This window comes from Pseudomonas sp. MSSRFD41 (genome assembly GCF_014230245.1).
Lineage (GTDB): Bacteria > Pseudomonadota > Gammaproteobacteria > Pseudomonadales > Pseudomonadaceae > Aquipseudomonas > Aquipseudomonas piscis.
Map to the genome: position 1 here is coordinate 70876 of NZ_JACKZK010000018.1, position 16267 is coordinate 87142.

At 62.8% G+C, this 16267-nt stretch carries 18 protein-coding genes; all 18 read right to left on the minus strand.

The genetic code is table 11. The annotated features are described in order from the left end of the window. Nucleotides 1-7: 7 nt before the first annotated feature. The gene (locus H7A76_RS23435; protein WP_085595848.1) at nucleotides 8-796 is read right to left on the minus strand and encodes a protein phosphatase CheZ; all 789 of its coding nucleotides are present in this window, start codon (nucleotides 794-796) and stop codon (nucleotides 8-10) included. A 30-nt stretch (nucleotides 797-826) separates the two neighbouring features. Beyond that, a complete protein-coding gene (locus H7A76_RS23440; protein ID WP_003183998.1) occupies nucleotides 827-1198 on the minus strand; it encodes a chemotaxis response regulator CheY in 372 nt (123 codons plus the stop codon). Nucleotides 1199-1364: 166 nt separating this feature from the next. After that, on the minus strand, nucleotides 1365-2105 hold the full coding sequence (fliA, locus tag H7A76_RS23445) for an RNA polymerase sigma factor FliA (protein WP_011060003.1): 741 nt from the start codon (nucleotides 2103-2105) through the stop codon (nucleotides 1365-1367). Further along, the gene (gene fleN / locus H7A76_RS23450) at nucleotides 2102-2932 is read right to left on the minus strand and encodes a flagellar synthesis regulator FleN (RefSeq protein WP_016963180.1); all 831 of its coding nucleotides are present in this window, start codon (nucleotides 2930-2932) and stop codon (nucleotides 2102-2104) included. The genes fliA and fleN overlap by 4 nt, the downstream gene beginning before the upstream one ends. A 118-nt stretch (nucleotides 2933-3050) precedes the next feature. Beyond that, nucleotides 3051-4373 carry a flagellar biosynthesis protein FlhF gene (gene flhF / locus H7A76_RS23455; protein ID WP_185700703.1) on the minus strand — a complete coding sequence of 441 codons (1323 nt, stop codon included), beginning with the start codon at nucleotides 4371-4373 and terminating at the stop codon, nucleotides 3051-3053. A gap of 11 nt (nucleotides 4374-4384) precedes the next feature. Continuing rightward, nucleotides 4385-6514, minus strand: a complete 2130-nt coding sequence (flhA, locus tag H7A76_RS23460) for a flagellar biosynthesis protein FlhA (protein ID WP_185700704.1) — start codon at nucleotides 6512-6514, stop codon at nucleotides 4385-4387. 211 nt (nucleotides 6515-6725) lie between these two features. Beyond that, nucleotides 6726-7901, minus strand: coding sequence for a flagellar biosynthesis protein FlhB (gene flhB / locus H7A76_RS23465; RefSeq protein ID WP_185700705.1), 1176 nt, complete (start codon nucleotides 7899-7901; stop codon nucleotides 6726-6728). A 3-nt stretch (nucleotides 7902-7904) separates the two neighbouring features. Further along, nucleotides 7905-8687 (minus strand): flagellar biosynthetic protein FliR, encoded by a 783-nt coding sequence (gene fliR, locus H7A76_RS23470; RefSeq protein WP_185700706.1) that lies wholly within the window; start codon nucleotides 8685-8687, stop codon nucleotides 7905-7907. 4 nt (nucleotides 8688-8691) lie between these two features. After that, nucleotides 8692-8961 carry a flagellar biosynthesis protein FliQ gene (fliQ, locus tag H7A76_RS23475; protein WP_022643038.1) on the minus strand — a complete coding sequence of 90 codons (270 nt, stop codon included), beginning with the start codon at nucleotides 8959-8961 and terminating at the stop codon, nucleotides 8692-8694. A 24-nt stretch (nucleotides 8962-8985) separates the two neighbouring features. Further along, nucleotides 8986-9735: a flagellar type III secretion system pore protein FliP gene (fliP, locus tag H7A76_RS23480; protein WP_185700707.1), complete on the minus strand. Its 750-nt coding sequence runs from the start codon at nucleotides 9733-9735 to the stop codon at nucleotides 8986-8988. Next, nucleotides 9735-10184 carry a flagellar biosynthetic protein FliO gene (gene fliO, locus H7A76_RS23485; protein WP_185700708.1) on the minus strand — a complete coding sequence of 150 codons (450 nt, stop codon included), beginning with the start codon at nucleotides 10182-10184 and terminating at the stop codon, nucleotides 9735-9737. Before fliO ends, fliP begins: the two co-directional genes overlap by 1 nt. Further along, on the minus strand, nucleotides 10185-10646 hold the full coding sequence (fliN, locus tag H7A76_RS23490) for a flagellar motor switch protein FliN (protein WP_185700709.1): 462 nt from the start codon (nucleotides 10644-10646) through the stop codon (nucleotides 10185-10187). 54 nt (nucleotides 10647-10700) lie between these two features. Beyond that, nucleotides 10701-11669 carry a flagellar motor switch protein FliM gene (gene fliM, locus H7A76_RS23495; RefSeq protein ID WP_185700710.1) on the minus strand — a complete coding sequence of 323 codons (969 nt, stop codon included), beginning with the start codon at nucleotides 11667-11669 and terminating at the stop codon, nucleotides 10701-10703. A 9-nt stretch (nucleotides 11670-11678) separates the two neighbouring features. Further along, nucleotides 11679-12179 (minus strand): flagellar basal body-associated protein FliL, encoded by a 501-nt coding sequence (gene fliL / locus H7A76_RS23500; RefSeq protein ID WP_185700711.1) that lies wholly within the window; start codon nucleotides 12177-12179, stop codon nucleotides 11679-11681. Between the two features lie 193 nt (nucleotides 12180-12372). Next, nucleotides 12373-13776, minus strand: coding sequence for a flagellar hook-length control protein FliK (locus tag H7A76_RS23505; protein ID WP_185700712.1), 1404 nt, complete (start codon nucleotides 13774-13776; stop codon nucleotides 12373-12375). A 97-nt stretch (nucleotides 13777-13873) separates the two neighbouring features. Next, nucleotides 13874-14218, minus strand: a complete 345-nt coding sequence (locus tag H7A76_RS23510) for an Hpt domain-containing protein (RefSeq protein ID WP_185700713.1) — start codon at nucleotides 14216-14218, stop codon at nucleotides 13874-13876. 30 nt (nucleotides 14219-14248) lie between these two features. Further along, on the minus strand, nucleotides 14249-15955 hold the full coding sequence (locus H7A76_RS23515) for a fused response regulator/phosphatase (RefSeq protein ID WP_185700714.1): 1707 nt from the start codon (nucleotides 15953-15955) through the stop codon (nucleotides 14249-14251). A gap of 5 nt (nucleotides 15956-15960) precedes the next feature. Continuing rightward, nucleotides 15961-16266 carry an STAS domain-containing protein gene (locus H7A76_RS23520; RefSeq protein ID WP_022643029.1) on the minus strand — a complete coding sequence of 102 codons (306 nt, stop codon included), beginning with the start codon at nucleotides 16264-16266 and terminating at the stop codon, nucleotides 15961-15963. Between the last annotated feature and the right edge of the window lies 1 nt (nucleotide 16267).

Below are 16267 nucleotides of genomic sequence, written 5' to 3' on the forward strand. Positions count from 1 at the left end.
GGTGCTCCTAGAATCCAAGGCTGGAAAGCAAATCGTCAACATCGTCCTGACCGGACATAACGTCTTCCCGTTTATCGGCATGAATCTGCGGACCTTCACCCTTGGCGAGATGTTTTTGCGGATCTTTTTCCGCCAGGATCGACGCGCGGTCATGTTCGATACCAGCGAAACGATCGACCTGACTGGCCATCAAGACGAGTTTGAGCAAATTGCTTTCGACTTCGGTGACCAACTGGGTCACACGCTTGATCACCTGGCCGGTGAGGTCCTGGTAATCCTGCGCCAGCAGAATGTCGTTGAGGTGGCCGGAAATGGTACGGGTCTCCTGCTCGCTACGAGTCAGAAAACCGTCGACCCGACGCGCCAGTTCGCGAAACTCCTCGGCACCGACCTCGCGCCGCATGAAACGGCCCCAGTCCACGCTCAAGGCCTGGGCTTCAGCGCTCAGGCCATTGACCAGCGGGGTGCTGCTCTCCACCAAGTCCATGGTGCGGTTGGCCGCGGCTTCCGTCAGCCGGACCACATAGGACAGGCGCTCAGTGGCATCCGTGATCTGTGAAACTTCCTCGGCTTGCGGCATGTGCGGGTCAATCTGGAAATTGACGATCGCGCTATGCAGCTCGCGGGTGAGCTTGCCCACTTCCTGGTACAGGCCGCGGTCACGGGTCTGATTGAGCTCATGGATCAGTTGCACGGCTTCGCCGAACCTGCCCTTCTCCAGACTCTCGACCAGTTCCAGCGCATGTTTTTTCAGGGTCGACTCAAAGTCGCCCAGTGAAGATTCGTTATGCTCCATAGCTCCCCCGTGGCGCAATGGCTACGCATCTCAACCGATGCGTTCGAAGATCTTCTCGATCTTCTCTTTCAGCGCCTGGGCCGTGAATGGTTTGACGACATAGCCGTTAACACCGGCCTGGGCGGCTTCGATGATCTGCTCGCGCTTGGCTTCGGCAGTCACCATCAGTACCGGCAGGTGCTTGAGCTTTTCATCGGCGCGCACGTGGCGCAGCAGATCGATACCGGTCATGCCCGGCATGTTCCAGTCCGTTACCAGAAAGTCGATGCTCCCGCTGTTGAGTACCGGAATGGCGGTAGTGCCATCGTCGGCCTCGACCGTGTTGGTGAAACCCAGATCACGCAACAGGTTTTTTATGATCCGCCGCATCGTTGAGAAATCATCAACGATGAGGATTTTCATGTTCTTGTCCAATTCGACCTCCAAGCAGTCTTAAACACATCCAGTTCCTGGACGCGCCATTCAATCAATCCGGCATAACACGCAACGACTGCATGGAGCACATACTGCAAGACCGGCAAGGCACAAGGCCTGACCGGTCTTGGGCGCAGTGTCCCCACACTGCCTGTCAGCGCGCTCGCCACTCCCCCAAACGCCCCCGCAAGCGGGCCGCGCACTGGCTGTGTAACTGGCTGACCCGCGACTCGCTGACTCCCAGGACCTCACCGATTTCCTTGAGGTTCAGCTCTTCGTCGTAGTACAGCGCCAACACCAGTCGCTCGCGCTCCGGCAAATTGGCAATCGCATCCGCCAACGCGGCCTGGAAGCGTTCGTCCTCCAGGTCCCGTGACGGCTCGAGATGAGCACTGGCGCCATCCTCGTGCAGCCCTTCATGTTCGCCGTCCTGCAACAGGTCGTCGAAACTGAACAGCCGGCTGCCCAGGGTGTCGTTCAAAATCCCGTAATAATCGTCGAGACTCAATTGAAGTTCGGCCGCAACCTCGTGATCTTTAGCGTCACGACCGGTTTTCGCTTCAATTGCGCGAATGGCATCACTGACCATGCGTGTATTACGGTGCACCGACCGCGGCGCCCAGTCGCCCTTACGAACCTCGTCGAGCATCGCCCCACGGATACGGATACCCGCGTAGGTCTCGAAACTCGCGCCCTTGCTCGCGTCGTACTTGGTCGACACCTCGAGCAAACCGATCATCCCGGCCTGGATCAGGTCCTCCACCTGGACACTGGCCGGCAACCGCGCCAGCAGGTGATAGGCGATACGCTTGACCAGGGGCGCATAGCGCTCGATCAGTTCGTATTGGCTGTCACGCGCCGACTTCTTGTAGAGGTTGTAGCCACTGGCAGTCATAGCACCGGTCCCGCTGTTTGATGCACTAGCCGCTCGACAAAGAATTCCAGGTGCCCGCGTGGGTTCGCCGGCAACGGCCAGGTATCGACTTTCTGTGCGATGGCCTTGAACGCCAATGCACACTTCGAACGAGGAAAGGCTTCATAGACCGCACGCTGCTTTTGCACGGCCTTGCGCACGCTTTCGTCGTAGGGAACTGCGCCGACATATTGTAAGGCCACGTCCAGGAAGCGATCCGTGACCTTGGTCAACTTTGCAAACAGGTTGCGCCCTTCCTGGGGGCTCTGGGCCATGTTGGCCAGGACCCGGAAGCGGTTCATGCCGTAGTCACGGTTGAGCAGCTTGATCAGGGCGTAGGCGTCGGTGATCGAAGTGGGTTCGTCGCAGACCACCAGCAGCACTTCCTGGGCCGCGCGAACGAAACTGACGACCGAGTCACCAATACCCGCGGCAGTGTCGATCACCAGGACATCGAGGTTGTCGCCGATGTCGCTGAAGGCCTGGATCAGGCCGGCATGCTGGGCGGGGCTCAGGTGCACCATGCTCTGGGTGCCCGAGGCGGCCGGAACGATGCGGATGCCGCCAGGCCCCTGGAGCAGCACATCGCGCAGTTCGCAACGCCCCTCGATGACATCGGCCAGGGTGCGCTTGGGAGTCAGGCCCAACAAGACATCGACGTTGGCCAATCCCAAGTCGGCATCCAGCAGCAAGACCCGTCGACCGAGCTCAGCCAGAGCCAGGGACAAGTTCACTGACACATTAGTCTTGCCGACGCCACCTTTGCCGCCGGTCACCGCAATCACCTGTACGGGATGCATGCTGCCCATGTTCTTTCTTTACCTTGTCTTACTTAGACGGGGCCACATAACTGGCTGCGTGTTCACCGTGAGAACAATGCCTGGCAGACCATCGATGTAGATACACTGCAATCTATTCATGAGTACCTCAGCCGACCCGCTTGGCCGGGTTGTGGTACAGGTCAGCGAACATATCGGCCATGGCTTCTTCGCTGGGTTCTTCCTGCATCTGCACGCTCACGGCGCGACTCACCAGTTGATGCCGGCGAGGCAGGTGCAGGTCATCAGGAATCCGCGGGCCATCGGTCAGATAGGCAACCGGCAATTCGTGACTGATGGCCAGGCTCAACACCTCGCCAAGACTGGCCGTTTCATCCAGTTTAGTCAGGATGCACCCAGCCAGGCCACAGCGCTTGTAGCTGTGGTAGGCAGCGGTCAGCACCTGTTTCTGGCTGGTGGTGGCCAGCACCAGGTAATTCTTCGCCCGGATCCCGCGACCGGCCAGGCTTTCCAGTTGCATGCGCAGCGCCGGGTCGCTGGCCTGCAGGCCGGCGGTATCGATCAACACCACGCGCTTGCGCAACAGTGGGTCCAGGGCCTGCGCCAGGGACTGGCCAGGATCGACATGGGTCACCGAGACATTGAGGATGCGCCCCAATGTCTTGAGCTGCTCCTGGGCACCGATACGGTAGCTGTCCATGCTCACCAGCGCGATGTTCTGCGCGCCGTACTTGAGCACGTAGCGGGCCGCCAGCTTGGCCAGGGTGGTGGTCTTGCCCATGCCGGCAGGACCGACCATGGCAATCACCCCGCCCTCTTCCAGGGGCTCGATTTCAGGCGTCAGGATCATTCGTGCCAGGTGCGCCAGGAGCATGCGCCAGGCCTGGCGCGGCTCGTCGATATCGGTGATCAGCGCGAGCAGGTCGCGAGCCAGCGGACCGGACAGGCCGATGCGCTGCAGGCGGCGCCAGAGGTTGGCTTGTTCGGGACGACTGCCCTGCAACTGGCTCCAAGCCAGGGAGCCGAGCTGCACCTCCAGCAACTCGCGCAAGCCGTTGAGCTCGGAGCGCATGGAGTCCAGGGCCCGGTTGTCCACCGCCGGCGCGACCGGGGCCGGAGCCGGGCGCGGGCGCTCGGCCAGGGTGGGCTCGATCAAGGGCTCGGCCGCCGTGAGCGGCAGGCCGGCGAACAACTGGCGATTGCTGATCGAGGCCGTGTCGCCTTCGCCTCGCAGGCTCAGCTCGGCCTGGGCGGTGACGATCCGCGACTGGGTCTTGCGTAGCTCGTCTTCGAGCTCCATGTTCGGAATCCGTGGCGACAAGGCCGACAACTTGTAATCCAGGGCCGCCGTCAGCTCGACGCCACCGGCGATCCGGCGGTTACCGATGATGGCAGCCTCGGCCCCCAACTCATCACGAACCAGTTTCATGGCCTGGCGCATATCGGCGGCGAAAAAACGCTTAACTTGCATAACCCACTACCTCAGCCGTTGGGCCCTACTGTCGCGACGATGGTCACTTGCTTGTTGTCGGGAATTTCCTGGTACGCCAGCACATGCAAACCCGGGACGGCCAGGCGACCGAACCGCGAGAGCATGGCGCGGACCGGACCCGCAACCAACAGAATCACCGGTTGACCTTGCATCTCTTGACGCTGCGCCGCTTCGATCAGCGAACGCTGCAGCTTCTCTGCCATGCTTGGCTCGAGCAGAACGCCTTCTTCCTGGCCTTGTCCTGCCTTCTGCAGACTGCTGAGCAAAATCTGTTCCAACCTTGGCTCCAGAGTGATCACAGGCAGCTCGGACTCAGTACCTACAATGCTTTGGACGATAGCGCGAGACAATCCGACGCGCACCGCGGCCACCAAAGCGGCAGTATCTTGACTCTTAGCGGCATTGTTGGCGATAGCTTCGGCAATGCTGCGGATATCACGCACCGGCACCTGTTCGGCCAACAAGGCTTGCAGCACCTTGAGCAGTTGCGAGAGCGAAAGCACGCCCGGCACCAACTCTTCAGCCAGCTTCGGCGAACTCTTGGCCAGCACCTGCATCAGTTGCTGGACCTCCTCGTGGCCGATCAGCTCGCTGGAGTGCTTGTACAGAATCTGGTTCAGGTGCGTGGCGACCACGGTACTGGCGTCCACCACGGTATAGCCCAGGGACTGGGCCTGGGGTCGCTGGCTGATCTCGATCCACACCGCTTCCAGGCCGAAGGCCGGATCCCGGGCGGCGATACCGTTGAGCGTGCCGTAGACCTGCCCCGGGTTGATCGCCAATTCGCGATCCGGATAGATCTCGGCCTCGGCCAGGATCACCCCCATCAGCGTCAGGCGGTAAGCGCTGGGGGCCAGGTCGAGGTTGTCACGGATATGCACGGTGGGCATGAGGAAACCCAGGTCCTGGGACAGCTTCTTGCGCACGCCCTTGATCCGCGCGAGCAACTGCCCGCCCTGGTTGCGATCCACCAGGGGAATCAAGCGATAACCCACTTCCAGGCCAATCATGTCGATCGGAGTCACGTCGTCCCAGCCCAGCTCCTTGGTTTCCAGGGCCCGTGCCGGCGAAGGCAGCAGGTCTTGCTGGCGCTGGAGCTCTTCCTGGGCGCGGACCTTGGCCTGGTTCTGCTGGCGCCAGAGCAGGTACGCCGCACCGCCGGCCACCAGGGCCAGGCTGAGGAAGGACACATGGGGCATGCCCGGCACCACGCCCATGACCGCCATCAGCCCGGCGGCCACCGCCAGGGCCTTGGGCGAAGCGAACATCTGCCGGTTGATCTGCTTGCCCATGTCCTCGGAACCCGAGGCACGGGTGACCATGATCGCCGCCGCGGTGGACAGCAACAGCGAAGGCAGCTGCGCCACCAAACCGTCACCGATGGTCAACAAGGCATAGACCCGGCCAGCGTCGGCAAAGGTCATGTCGTGCTGGAAGATACCGACCGCCATACCGCCGATCAGGTTGATGAACAGGATCAGCAAGCCGGCGATGGCATCACCGCGGACGAACTTGCTGGCACCGTCCATTGAACCGTAGAACTCGGCCTCCTGGGCCACCTCGGCCCGGCGCGCCTTGGCCTGGTTCTGGTCGATCAGGCCAGCGTTGAGGTCGGCGTCGATGGCCATCTGCTTGCCGGGCATGGCATCCAGGGTGAAGCGTGCGCTCACCTCGGAGATCCGCCCGGCCCCCTTGGTCACTACCACGAAGTTGATGATCATGAGGATCGCGAAGACCACGATACCCACGACGTAGTTGCCGCCGATCACCACCTCGCCGAAGGCCTGGATCACCTTGCCCGCGGCGGCATGCCCTTCCTGGCCATGGAGCATCACCACCCGCGTCGAGGCCACGTTGAGCGCCAGGCGCAGCAAGGTGGCCACCAGCAGGATGGTGGGGAATACCGCGAAATCCAGCGGTCGCAGGGCGTAGACGCAGACCAGCAGGACCACGATCGACAAGGCGATGTTGAACGTGAAGAACACATCCAGCAGGAACGCCGGTACCGGCAGCATCATCATGGCCAGCATGACCAACAACAGCACCGGCACACCCAGGTTGCCCCGACCAAGGTCGGCCAGGTTACTGCGAGCCGTGTTGATTAACTGAGTGCGATCCACCGATTTACCCCGTTCCGTAAAGCAAACTTTTGACGCCTGAAGCGATACAGGACGGCTACTGCAAGAAGCCTTCCAACTTTCACCCGGGCAGCTCAATCAAGCATTTACGCGCATTTCATCACGGAGGGAGAAGCGCCCCACAGGCCACGGAGAGGGATTGTGGCAATAGCCATTTTTCCGGCGAGCCCGTCCGACTTGGACAAGCCCTGCATTAGGCAGGGCTGGCCGGACCCGAGGCCGGTCGATTGCCGGCGCTATCACGCTGCAAGTCGCCGGGAATCTGCGGCTCCTTGAGCGGCTCCGGACGCTTGCCCTTGCCCGCGCGGTATTGGCGGATCTGGTAGACGTAGGCCAGCACCTGGGCTACCGCCAGGTACAAGCCGGCCGGAATCTCCTCCTCAAGCTCGGTGGAGTAGTAGATCGAACGCGCCAGGGCCGGCGACTGCAGCAGCATGATCTCGTGGGCAGTGGCGATCTCGCGGATCTGCTGCGCCAGGAAGTCCGTACCCTTGGCCAGCAGCACCGGCGCCCCACCCTTGTCGGCGTCGTACTTGAGCGCCACGGCGTAGTGGGTCGGGTTGGTGATGACCACGTCGGCCTCCGGGATCGCCGCCATCATCCGCCGCTGGGACATCTCGCGCTGCACTTGGCGAATCCGTTGCTTGACCTCCGGGCGCCCTTCCTGGTCCTTGTGCTCGTCGCGCACTTCCTGCTTGGTCATCAGCAGCTTCTTGTGGGCCTGGTACAGCTGCACCGGCACGTCCACCGCGGCGATCAGGATCAGCCCGCAAGCCATCCACAAGGTGCTCCAGCCCACCACCTGGACGCTGTGGATGATCGCCAGCTCCATGGGCTCATGGGCGATGCGCAGCAGATCGTCGATATCCGCCGAGAGCACCGACAGCGCCACGAACAGCACCAGGCTGAACTTGGCCAGGGCCTTGAGCAATTCGATCACGGCCGTCGAGGAAAACATCCGCTTCAGGCCATTGGCCGGGTTCATGCGACTGAACTTCGGCGCCAGGCTCTTGCCGGCGAACAGCCAGCCCCCAAGGGAGATCGGCCCGACGATGGCCGCCAGCAACAGGGTCAGCAGCACCGGCTGCACCGCCAGAATGGCGATCTTGCCCGAATGCAACAGATACAGGCCCATGGCTCCCGGGCTGAGCAGTACTTCGCGCGGCAGGGAGAAGTTCAGGCGCATGATTTCCAGGAGGGTCTGCGCCAGGCTCGCGCCGAACACCAGCAGCCCGCCGGCCCCGGCCAGCATGATGGCCAGGGTGTTGAGCTCCTTGGAGCGAGCGATCTCGCCCTTTTCCCGGGAGTCCTTCTTGCGTTTCTCCGTGGGGTCTTCCGTCTTGTCCTGACCGCTCTCGCTCTCAGCCATGGCTCAACGGGCCCTCGCCAATTCGCGCAAGAACTGCAGGGCCTCGGAGGCCAGCGGTTGATACTGGTTGAGGATGTCGGCCAGGCTGATCCAGACGATGCCCATGCCCAGCACCAGGGTCAGCGGGAAGCCGATGGAGAAGATATTCAGTTGCGGCGCCGCCCGGGTCATGACGCCGAAGGCGATGTTGACCACCAGCAGCGCGGTGATCGCCGGCAGCACCAGCAAGAGCGCCGCCCCCAGGACCCAGCCCAGCTTGCCCGCCAGGTCCCAGTAGTGATTGACCATCAGGCCGCCACCGACCGGCAAGGTGGTGAAGCTCTCGGTCAGCACCTCGAACACCACCAGGTGGCCGTTCATGGCCAGGAACAACAGGGTGACCAGCAGGGTGAAGAACTGCCCGATCACCGCCACCGAGACCCCGTTGGTGGGGTCGACCATGGAAGCGAAGCCCATGCCCATCTGGATCGCCACGATCTGCCCGGCGACCACGAAGGCCTGGAAAAACAACTGCAAAGAGAACCCCAGCACCGCGCCGACCAGGATCTGTTCGGCCACCAGCAGCAAGGCGCTGAGGTCCAGGGCGTGCACTTCGGGCATGGGTGGCAGTGCCGGGGCGATCACCACGGTGATCGCCAGGGCGAAATACAGGCGCACCCGCCGCGGCACCAGGGTGGTACCGAAGATCGGCATCACCATCAGCAGCGAGGTGACGCGAAACAACGGCAGCATGAAACTCGCCACCCAACTGCCGATCTGGGTATCGGTCAGCGCCAGCAATGACACGGGGTCAGCCAATCAACTGCGGAATACTGCCGTACAACTGACGGATGTATTCCATGAAGGTTTGCACCAGCCAGGGGCCAGCGACGATCAGCGTCACCAGCATCACCAGCAAGCGCGGCAGGAAGCTCAGGGTCTGCTCGTTGATCTGCGTGGCCGCCTGGAACATGGCCACGATCAAGCCCACCAGCAGGCTGGGCACCACCAGTACGGCAACCATCATGGTGGTCAACCACAGGGCTTCGCGAAACAGGTCTACCGCGACTTCAGGAGTCATGATCGATCACCCGCAAACAAGGTTCTAGACACCGCCGAAACTGCCGGCCAGGGTACCGATGATCAAGGCCCAGCCATCCACCAGGACGAACAGCATGATCTTGAACGGCAGGGAAATGATCAGCGGCGACAGCATCATCATGCCCATGGCCATCAGCACGCTGGCCACTACCAGGTCGATGATCAGGAACGGGATGAAGATCATGAAGCCGATCTGGAACGCCGTCTTGAGCTCCGAGGTGACGAAGGCCGGGACCAGGATAGTCAGCGGCGCCTGGTCGGGACTGGCGATGTCGGTCCGCTTGGACAGGCGCACGAACAACTCCAGGTCGCTGCTGCGCGTCTGCGCCAGCATGAAGTCCTTGATCGGCACCTCGGCCTTGGCCACCGCATCCTGGGCGGTGATCTTCTCCGCGAGGTAAGGCTGCAGTGCGTCCTGGTTCACCCGGTCGAACACCGGGGCCATGATGAACAGGGTGAGGAACAGCGCCATGCCGGTGAGGATCTGGTTCGACGGCGTCTGCTGCAGGCCCAGGGCCTGGCGCAGGATCGAGAAGACGATGATGATCCGGGTGAAGCTGGTCATCAGCATGACGAACGCCGGGATGAAGCTCAGCGCGGTCATGATCAGCAGGATCTGCAGGCTGACCGAGTATTCCTGCTGGCCATCGGCATTGGTGCCGAGGGTGATCGCCGGGATCGACAACGGATCGGCCGCCAGCGCCAGCGGCGCAGCCAGCATCAGGGCCAACATCAAGATGATGCGCAACGGCATTACTTCCTATCCTTCTGGTCCTTGCCCAACAGCTCCATCAGGCGCTGGGCGAACTCGGGCGTCGCCTGCTCGGCAGCGGGCACCTGCACCGGCTCCTTGAGCACATGCAACGGGGTGATGGTGCCCGGGGTCAGGCCCAGGAGGATCTGCTCCTTGCCCACCTGCACCAGCACCAGGCGATCGCGCGGCCCGAGGACCCGGGAACCGATCAGCTCGATCACCTGGCCCTTGCCGGCAGGACCGGCCTGCTGCACACGGCGCAACAACCAGGCGAGGAAAAAGATCAGCCCGATCACCAGCAGCAGGCCCAGCAACAGCTGGACCAACTGCCCGCCAAGGCTACCCACCGCCGGGGCCGTGGCCGTCGCGGCGGCCCCGGCGCTGGCCACCGGCTCCGCGGCCAGAGCGCTCAGCGGCAAGCCAAGCAGTACGCCAAGCAGCTTGTTCACTTAGCGCAGCTTCTTGATGCGTTCGCTGGGGCTGATCACGTCAGTCAGGCGAATGCCGAACTTCTCGTTGACCACCACCACCTCGCCGTGGGCGATCAGGGTGCCGTTGACCAGCACGTCCAGCGGCTCGCCGGCCAGGCGATCAAGCTCGATCACCGAACCCTGGTTGAGCTGCAGCAGGTTGCGGATGTTGATATCGGTACTGCCCACTTCCATGGAGATCGACACCGGGATGTCGAGGATCACGTCCAGGTTCGGCCCATCGAGGCTCACCGGCTCATGACTCTTGGGCATGCTGCCGAACTCTTCCATCGGCAAGCGGCCATGGGTGGGCGCGGTAGCGGCATCGGCAGCCAGCAAGGCGTCGATATCGGCCTGGCCGGCATCACCGGTCTCTTCCAGGGCAGCAGCCCATTCGTCGGCCAGCGCCTGGTCGTCCTGTGGGTTAATTTCGTCAGCCATCTTGGGTCCTCGACGGGCAAAAATTCATTGAACAGCAAACAGGTTGGAGCGCCCTCAGCGGCGCTCGATCGCTTCGATCACTTGCAGCGCCAGGTTGCCCTTGTGGGAGCCCAGCTTGACCTTGAACGAGGGTACGCCGTTGGCGCGCATGATCATGTCTTCCGGCAGTTCCACGGGAATCACATCGCCGGGCTGCATGTGCAGGATGTCCCGCAGGCGCAACTGGCGACGGGCGACCGTGGCACTGAGCGGCACCGCCACATCCAGTACGTCCTCGCGCAACGCCTTGCTCCAGCGCTCGTCCTGGTCGTCCAGGTCGGATTGGAAACCGGCATCGAGCATTTCCCGGATCGGCTCGATCATCGAGTACGGCATGGTCACGTGCAGATCGCCGCCACCGCCATCGAGTTCGATATGGAAGGTCGAGACCACCACCGCCTCGCTGGGGCCGACGATGTTGGCCATGGCCGGGTTCACTTCGGAGTTTATGTACTCGAAGTTGACCGGCATGATCGCCTGCCAGGCTTCCTTGAGGTCGATGAAGGCCTGCTCCAGCACCATGCGCACCACTCGCAGCTCGGTAGGGGTGAACTCACGCCCTTCGATCTTCGCGTGGCGACCATCGCCGCCGAAGAAGTTGTCCACCAGCTTGAACACCAGCTTGGCATCGAGGATGAACAGCGCCGTGCCGCGCAGAGGCTTGATCTTCACCAGGTTCAAGCTGGTGGGGACGTACAGCGAGTGCACGTACTCGCCGAACTTCATGACCTGCACCCCACCCACCGCCACGTCGGCGGAACGGCGCAGCATGTTGAACATGCTGATCCGGGTGTAGCGGGCGAAACGCTCGTTGATCATCTCCAGGGTCGGCATGCGTCCACGGACGATGCGATCCTGGCTGGTCAGGTCGTAGCTTTTGACACTGCCGGGTTCGGCAGCGTGTTCGGTCTGTACCAGACCGTCGTCGACGCCATGCAACAGCGCGTCGATCTCATCCTGGGACAGCAGGTCCTGCACGGCCATGTCGTGTTCCTACTGCAATACGAAGTTAGTAAAGAGCAACTGCTCGACCACTACCTTGCCCACTTCTTTCTGGGCCACCTCCTGGACGCTGGCGGTGGCTTTCTGACGGAGCATTTCCTGGCCGACCGGGGTCGCCAGGGTGTCGAAATTCTGCGCGGAGAACAGCATCACCAGGTTGTTGCGGATCACTGGCATATGCACTTTCAGTGCGTCCAGGTCCGCCTGGTTGCGCGCCAGCAGGGTGATGCTCACCTGCATGTAGCGCTGCCGGCCATTCTGTGTGTAGTTGGCGACGAAGGCCGGCGCCATGGGCTCGTAGATCGCCGCGGGCTTGACGTTGGTAGCGGTTTGCGCAGCCGGGTCGGGCTTGCTCTGGGCACTGTGCATGAAATACCAGGTCGCACCGACCGAAAGGCCGATGGCCAGCAACAACGCCAAGACAATCAACAGGATAAGCTTGAGTTTGCTTTTCCCTGCGGTGGGTTTTTCTGCTGCTTCGCTCTTCGCCATGCCAATAATCCGTCACTATTCGGGGGTTCACAGTCGCACGGCAAGGCAAGAGCAAGTGTTATGCCAGATTTGTCAGGAATGACAGGAGAAAGCAGGCACGGGAGCGTCCTGCGAAGTTGACCAGCCGGGCAGCCGGCTCGCGGTCATGAGGATCGAAGCGGGGGCCAGCTTACCTGGCCGCCCGCTCAGCAGGTCAGGCGTAGTAGTCCACGACGCTGCTGCCGATCACGGTCTGTACCGGCGCCGCGACTTCGGCCACGGCATGGGGCTGCCCGTCATCGCCGATCTCGCCATCCAGGCGCGCGCCGTTGCCCGAGGAACCATTGGCACGGTTCTGGCCCTGCTGCGCCTGCTCCTGGCCCTGCCAGCCACGGGACTGGTCGGAGACGTTGACGTCCACCTGGCCCAACCCCTGTTGCTGGAACATTTCCCGCATGCGGTGCACCTGCCCTTCCAGGGCTTCGCGAACACCGGCGTGAGCACTCATGAAGCTGACCTGGGTCTGCTGGTCGGGAATCATGTGCACGCGGATATCCAGGCGCCCGAGCTCGGCCGGCTGGAGCTGGATATCCGCCGACTTGAGATTGACACTGGACAGGTACATCACCCGATTGACCACCTCATCGGTCCAGCCACCCTGATTCATGGCCAGTGGCTGGTTGACCGGGACCGCGTTGGCGGTCTTGGGCGTTGCCGCCTGCGTGAGGGCTGCCAGGCGGTTGGCGAAGTCGTCCACCCGGGTATCGCTGGACGCGCCCTTGAGGTCTTTCAGGCCTTCGGCGATCAAGCCACTGAAGGCCTTCTCGCCACCCTGCTCGGCGCTGCCCTTGCCAACCTGCTCGAGCATGCCAGCCATGCCGCTGGCGATGTTCTGCGTCGAGGCCAACCGGGTATCAGGGTTGTCACTGGCCGGGGCTGCCTTGGGTTGCGAACGGCTGGATTCGGACACATGGCCACTCTGCTCCATGGCCAGGCGCACCGCCGGCAGCGCATCCAGGGGATCGGCCTCTGGATCGAATGCCTCCTTGGACGGTTCCGCCGCCGGTGTCGGCGGCGGGATCGGCATCACTGCCGCCGCCACTTGGGCTGGCACCGCCACCGCGGCGGCCTCGACCTGGGGCTGGGCTGGCGGCACGACAGGAGCCGGCTCGACCGCGACCACAGGCGGGCCCTGCACCGGGCTCGGGTCCAACGGCGGTTGTGCGCTGGGCGGCGTTTCAGCCTGGGCGGTCTGGGCCGGCTTGGCATCATCGCTGGCCGCGGGCTTGTCGTCGCCAGCCGGTTTGTCGGCAGGCAAGGATTTGCCGCTATCGGCAACCGCTGGTTGCGGCGCGGCAGATTGATCGCTACCGACCTCCTGCTTCTGCGCGACGCCGGCGCCCTGGTCGCGCACCGGCTGCGAAGCGTTATCGGCGACGGCCTGGAACTTGCCCTGGGGCTTGCCTTGGGATTCCTTGGCATAGAGCTGGGCGAAGCTGGGCGCCTTGTCCCCAGGCTGGGCGACGTTTGCCAAAGGGCTGACAGGGACCGCTGGCGTCTTGGCCTGAGGGCTGGCCTGGGCGGTGGCCTGAAGAAGCGAATTGGGGGTAACAGCCATGGAACAGCCTCCGCTGCACTGAAATCATAGGTACAGTACGAGACTTCAATGCAAGGGCTGGGCCAGTTTCACCAGGCCACCAGTAAAAACACCGGCATCAGCAATGAAAGCGCTGCAACTCCTGCTCACACAGCTGCCGGACAATGGCGAACTCGCCGTCGATGGCGCCCACCAGCTCGCGCACGTCATCATCGCCCGAACGGGCGGCACGCAACTCCAGTTGATGGCACAGTTCGGCCAGGCGAATGGCGCCCATGTTGCTGCTGCTGCCCTTGAGGCTATGGGCGGTGGCCACCAGTTGGATGCTGTCCGCGGATTTGTGCAGCAAGCGCACTCGCTCCTCGGAATCGCAGACGAAGGTATCCAGCAGGACGGGATACTCGTCCTCCATGACTTCCTGCAATGCGTTGAGCACAGTGTGGTCCAGATGGATCTCAGCCACTTGTTCACTCCTTGATCAAGAACCGGGAAATTATGCCAGAGCCTCCCAGGAAAACTCCACGCAGACGCTACGTCCGTCGTCCGCCCACTGTGCCTGGCGGCTCATCTGCCGAATGAGGCTGACCCCGCGTCCGGACAGGCGCCCGATATCGCTGGGCCGGGCCATCACCGCCGCCACGTCGAAACCTTCGCCGCTGTCCTCGACCCGCACGGTCAGGCGCCCTCCGGTCTCCAGCGGCTCGACCCGCAGGTGGACGCGGACGAAGCCGTCGCGCAGCTCGTCCAGGCGGCAAGTGCGCTCCCGATAGTAGCGGGTGAAACCCTCGGCATCGCGCTTGAGCCGTGAGTCGAGCTTGAGTACGCCATGCTCCAGGGCGTTGGAGTAAAGCTCGGCGAGCACACTGTACAAGGCTCCGCTCTGGGAGCGCAGGCCGTGCACCTCCAGCAATAGCTGCAACAGGTAAGGCAAGGGATTGAAGCGCTTGAGAGTCTGGGCCCGGAACTCGAAACTCACCGACCAGTCCAGCGGGCACGACTGGCCGCTGTCGGAATACACCAGGGCTGGCGGCGCCAGTTCGGCCAGCTCCGGCAGGCTGACCTCGACCATGCTCAGGTCATCCCGGGCCTGACCGCCGAAATCCTCCAGGGCCTGGCGGACCTCGTCGAGCAAATGCTGCGGGTGCCGGTTGGCGCCAAAGACCTGCTGCAAGCGCTGCACACCGAACAGCTCCTCGGCGGCATTGCAGGTATCGATCACCCCGTCGGAGAGCAAGAACACCCGATCGCCCGGCGCCATGGCAAACACCTCGGTACGATCCTCGAAGACCTCGGCGCTCAGCACCCCCAGCGGCAGGTGGCGGGACACCAGGGGCGTACGCCCGCCACTGGCGCATGCATAGAGATAACCCTCGGGCATGCCGCCGTTCCAGACCTCCAGGGAGCGCCGCTGGACACTCAGGCAGACCATGGTGGCGCAGCAGAACATGTCAACCGGCAGGATGCGCTTGAGCTTGGCGTTCATCTCCCGCAGGGTTTCCGGCAGGCCATAACCCTTGGCGGTCATGCCATAGAACACCTCGGCCAGGGGCATGGCGCCCACCGCCGCCGGCAGGCCGTGACCGGTGAAATCGCCGAGCAGCACATGCATGTCCCCGGCGGGGGTATAGGCGGCCAGCAGCAGGTCACCATTGAACAGGGCATAGGGCGATTGCAGGTAGCGGATGTTCGGTGCATCCAGGCAACCGGAATGGGCGACCTTGTCGAACACCGCCTTGGCCACTCGCTGCTCGTTGAGCAGGTAGTCATGGTGACGGGTGATCTGGTCGCGCTGGCGCAGCACCGTGTCCTGCAAGCGCCGCAGGCGGTCCATGGCGTTGATCTTGGCGGCCAGGATCACCGGGTTGTAGGGTTTCGCCAGAAAATCGTCACCCCCGGCCTCCAGGCAACGAGCCAGCGCCTCCCCTTCGCTCAGGGACGTCAGGAAGATGATCGGCACCAGGGCCTCTCCAGCCAGGTCGCGAATCCGCCGAGCGGCCTCGAACCCGTCCATCACCGGCATCATCGCGTCCATCAGCACGATCTGCGGACGCTCGCGCTGGAACAGTTCCAGCGCCTCGACCCCATTGCTCGCCGCCAGCACCTGATGCCCCTGGCGCCGGACGATACTGGACAACAGCAGGCGATCGGCCGCGCCATCTTCGGCGATCAGCACGCACAAGGACTCGGTCATCGACCGCATACCGCTCAACTGATATCGAACAGCTTGTCGAAATTGGAGATGGCGAGGATCTTGCGCACGTCCGAATTGCTGTTGATCACCCGGACATCGGCATTGTCGCCACCGGCGTGGTCCCGCAGCAGCAACAGCATGCCCAGGGCCGAACTATCGAGATAGGTGGCTTCCTTGAGATCCACCACGATGGACTCCGGCGTCTTGTTGAGCCGTTCGTAGGATTCACGAAACTCCTGGTGCCGCCCGAAATCGAAACGACCCTTGATGGAAATCGTGAGCTTCTGCCCGTCCGGGGATATTTCTGTAACGACCGACATG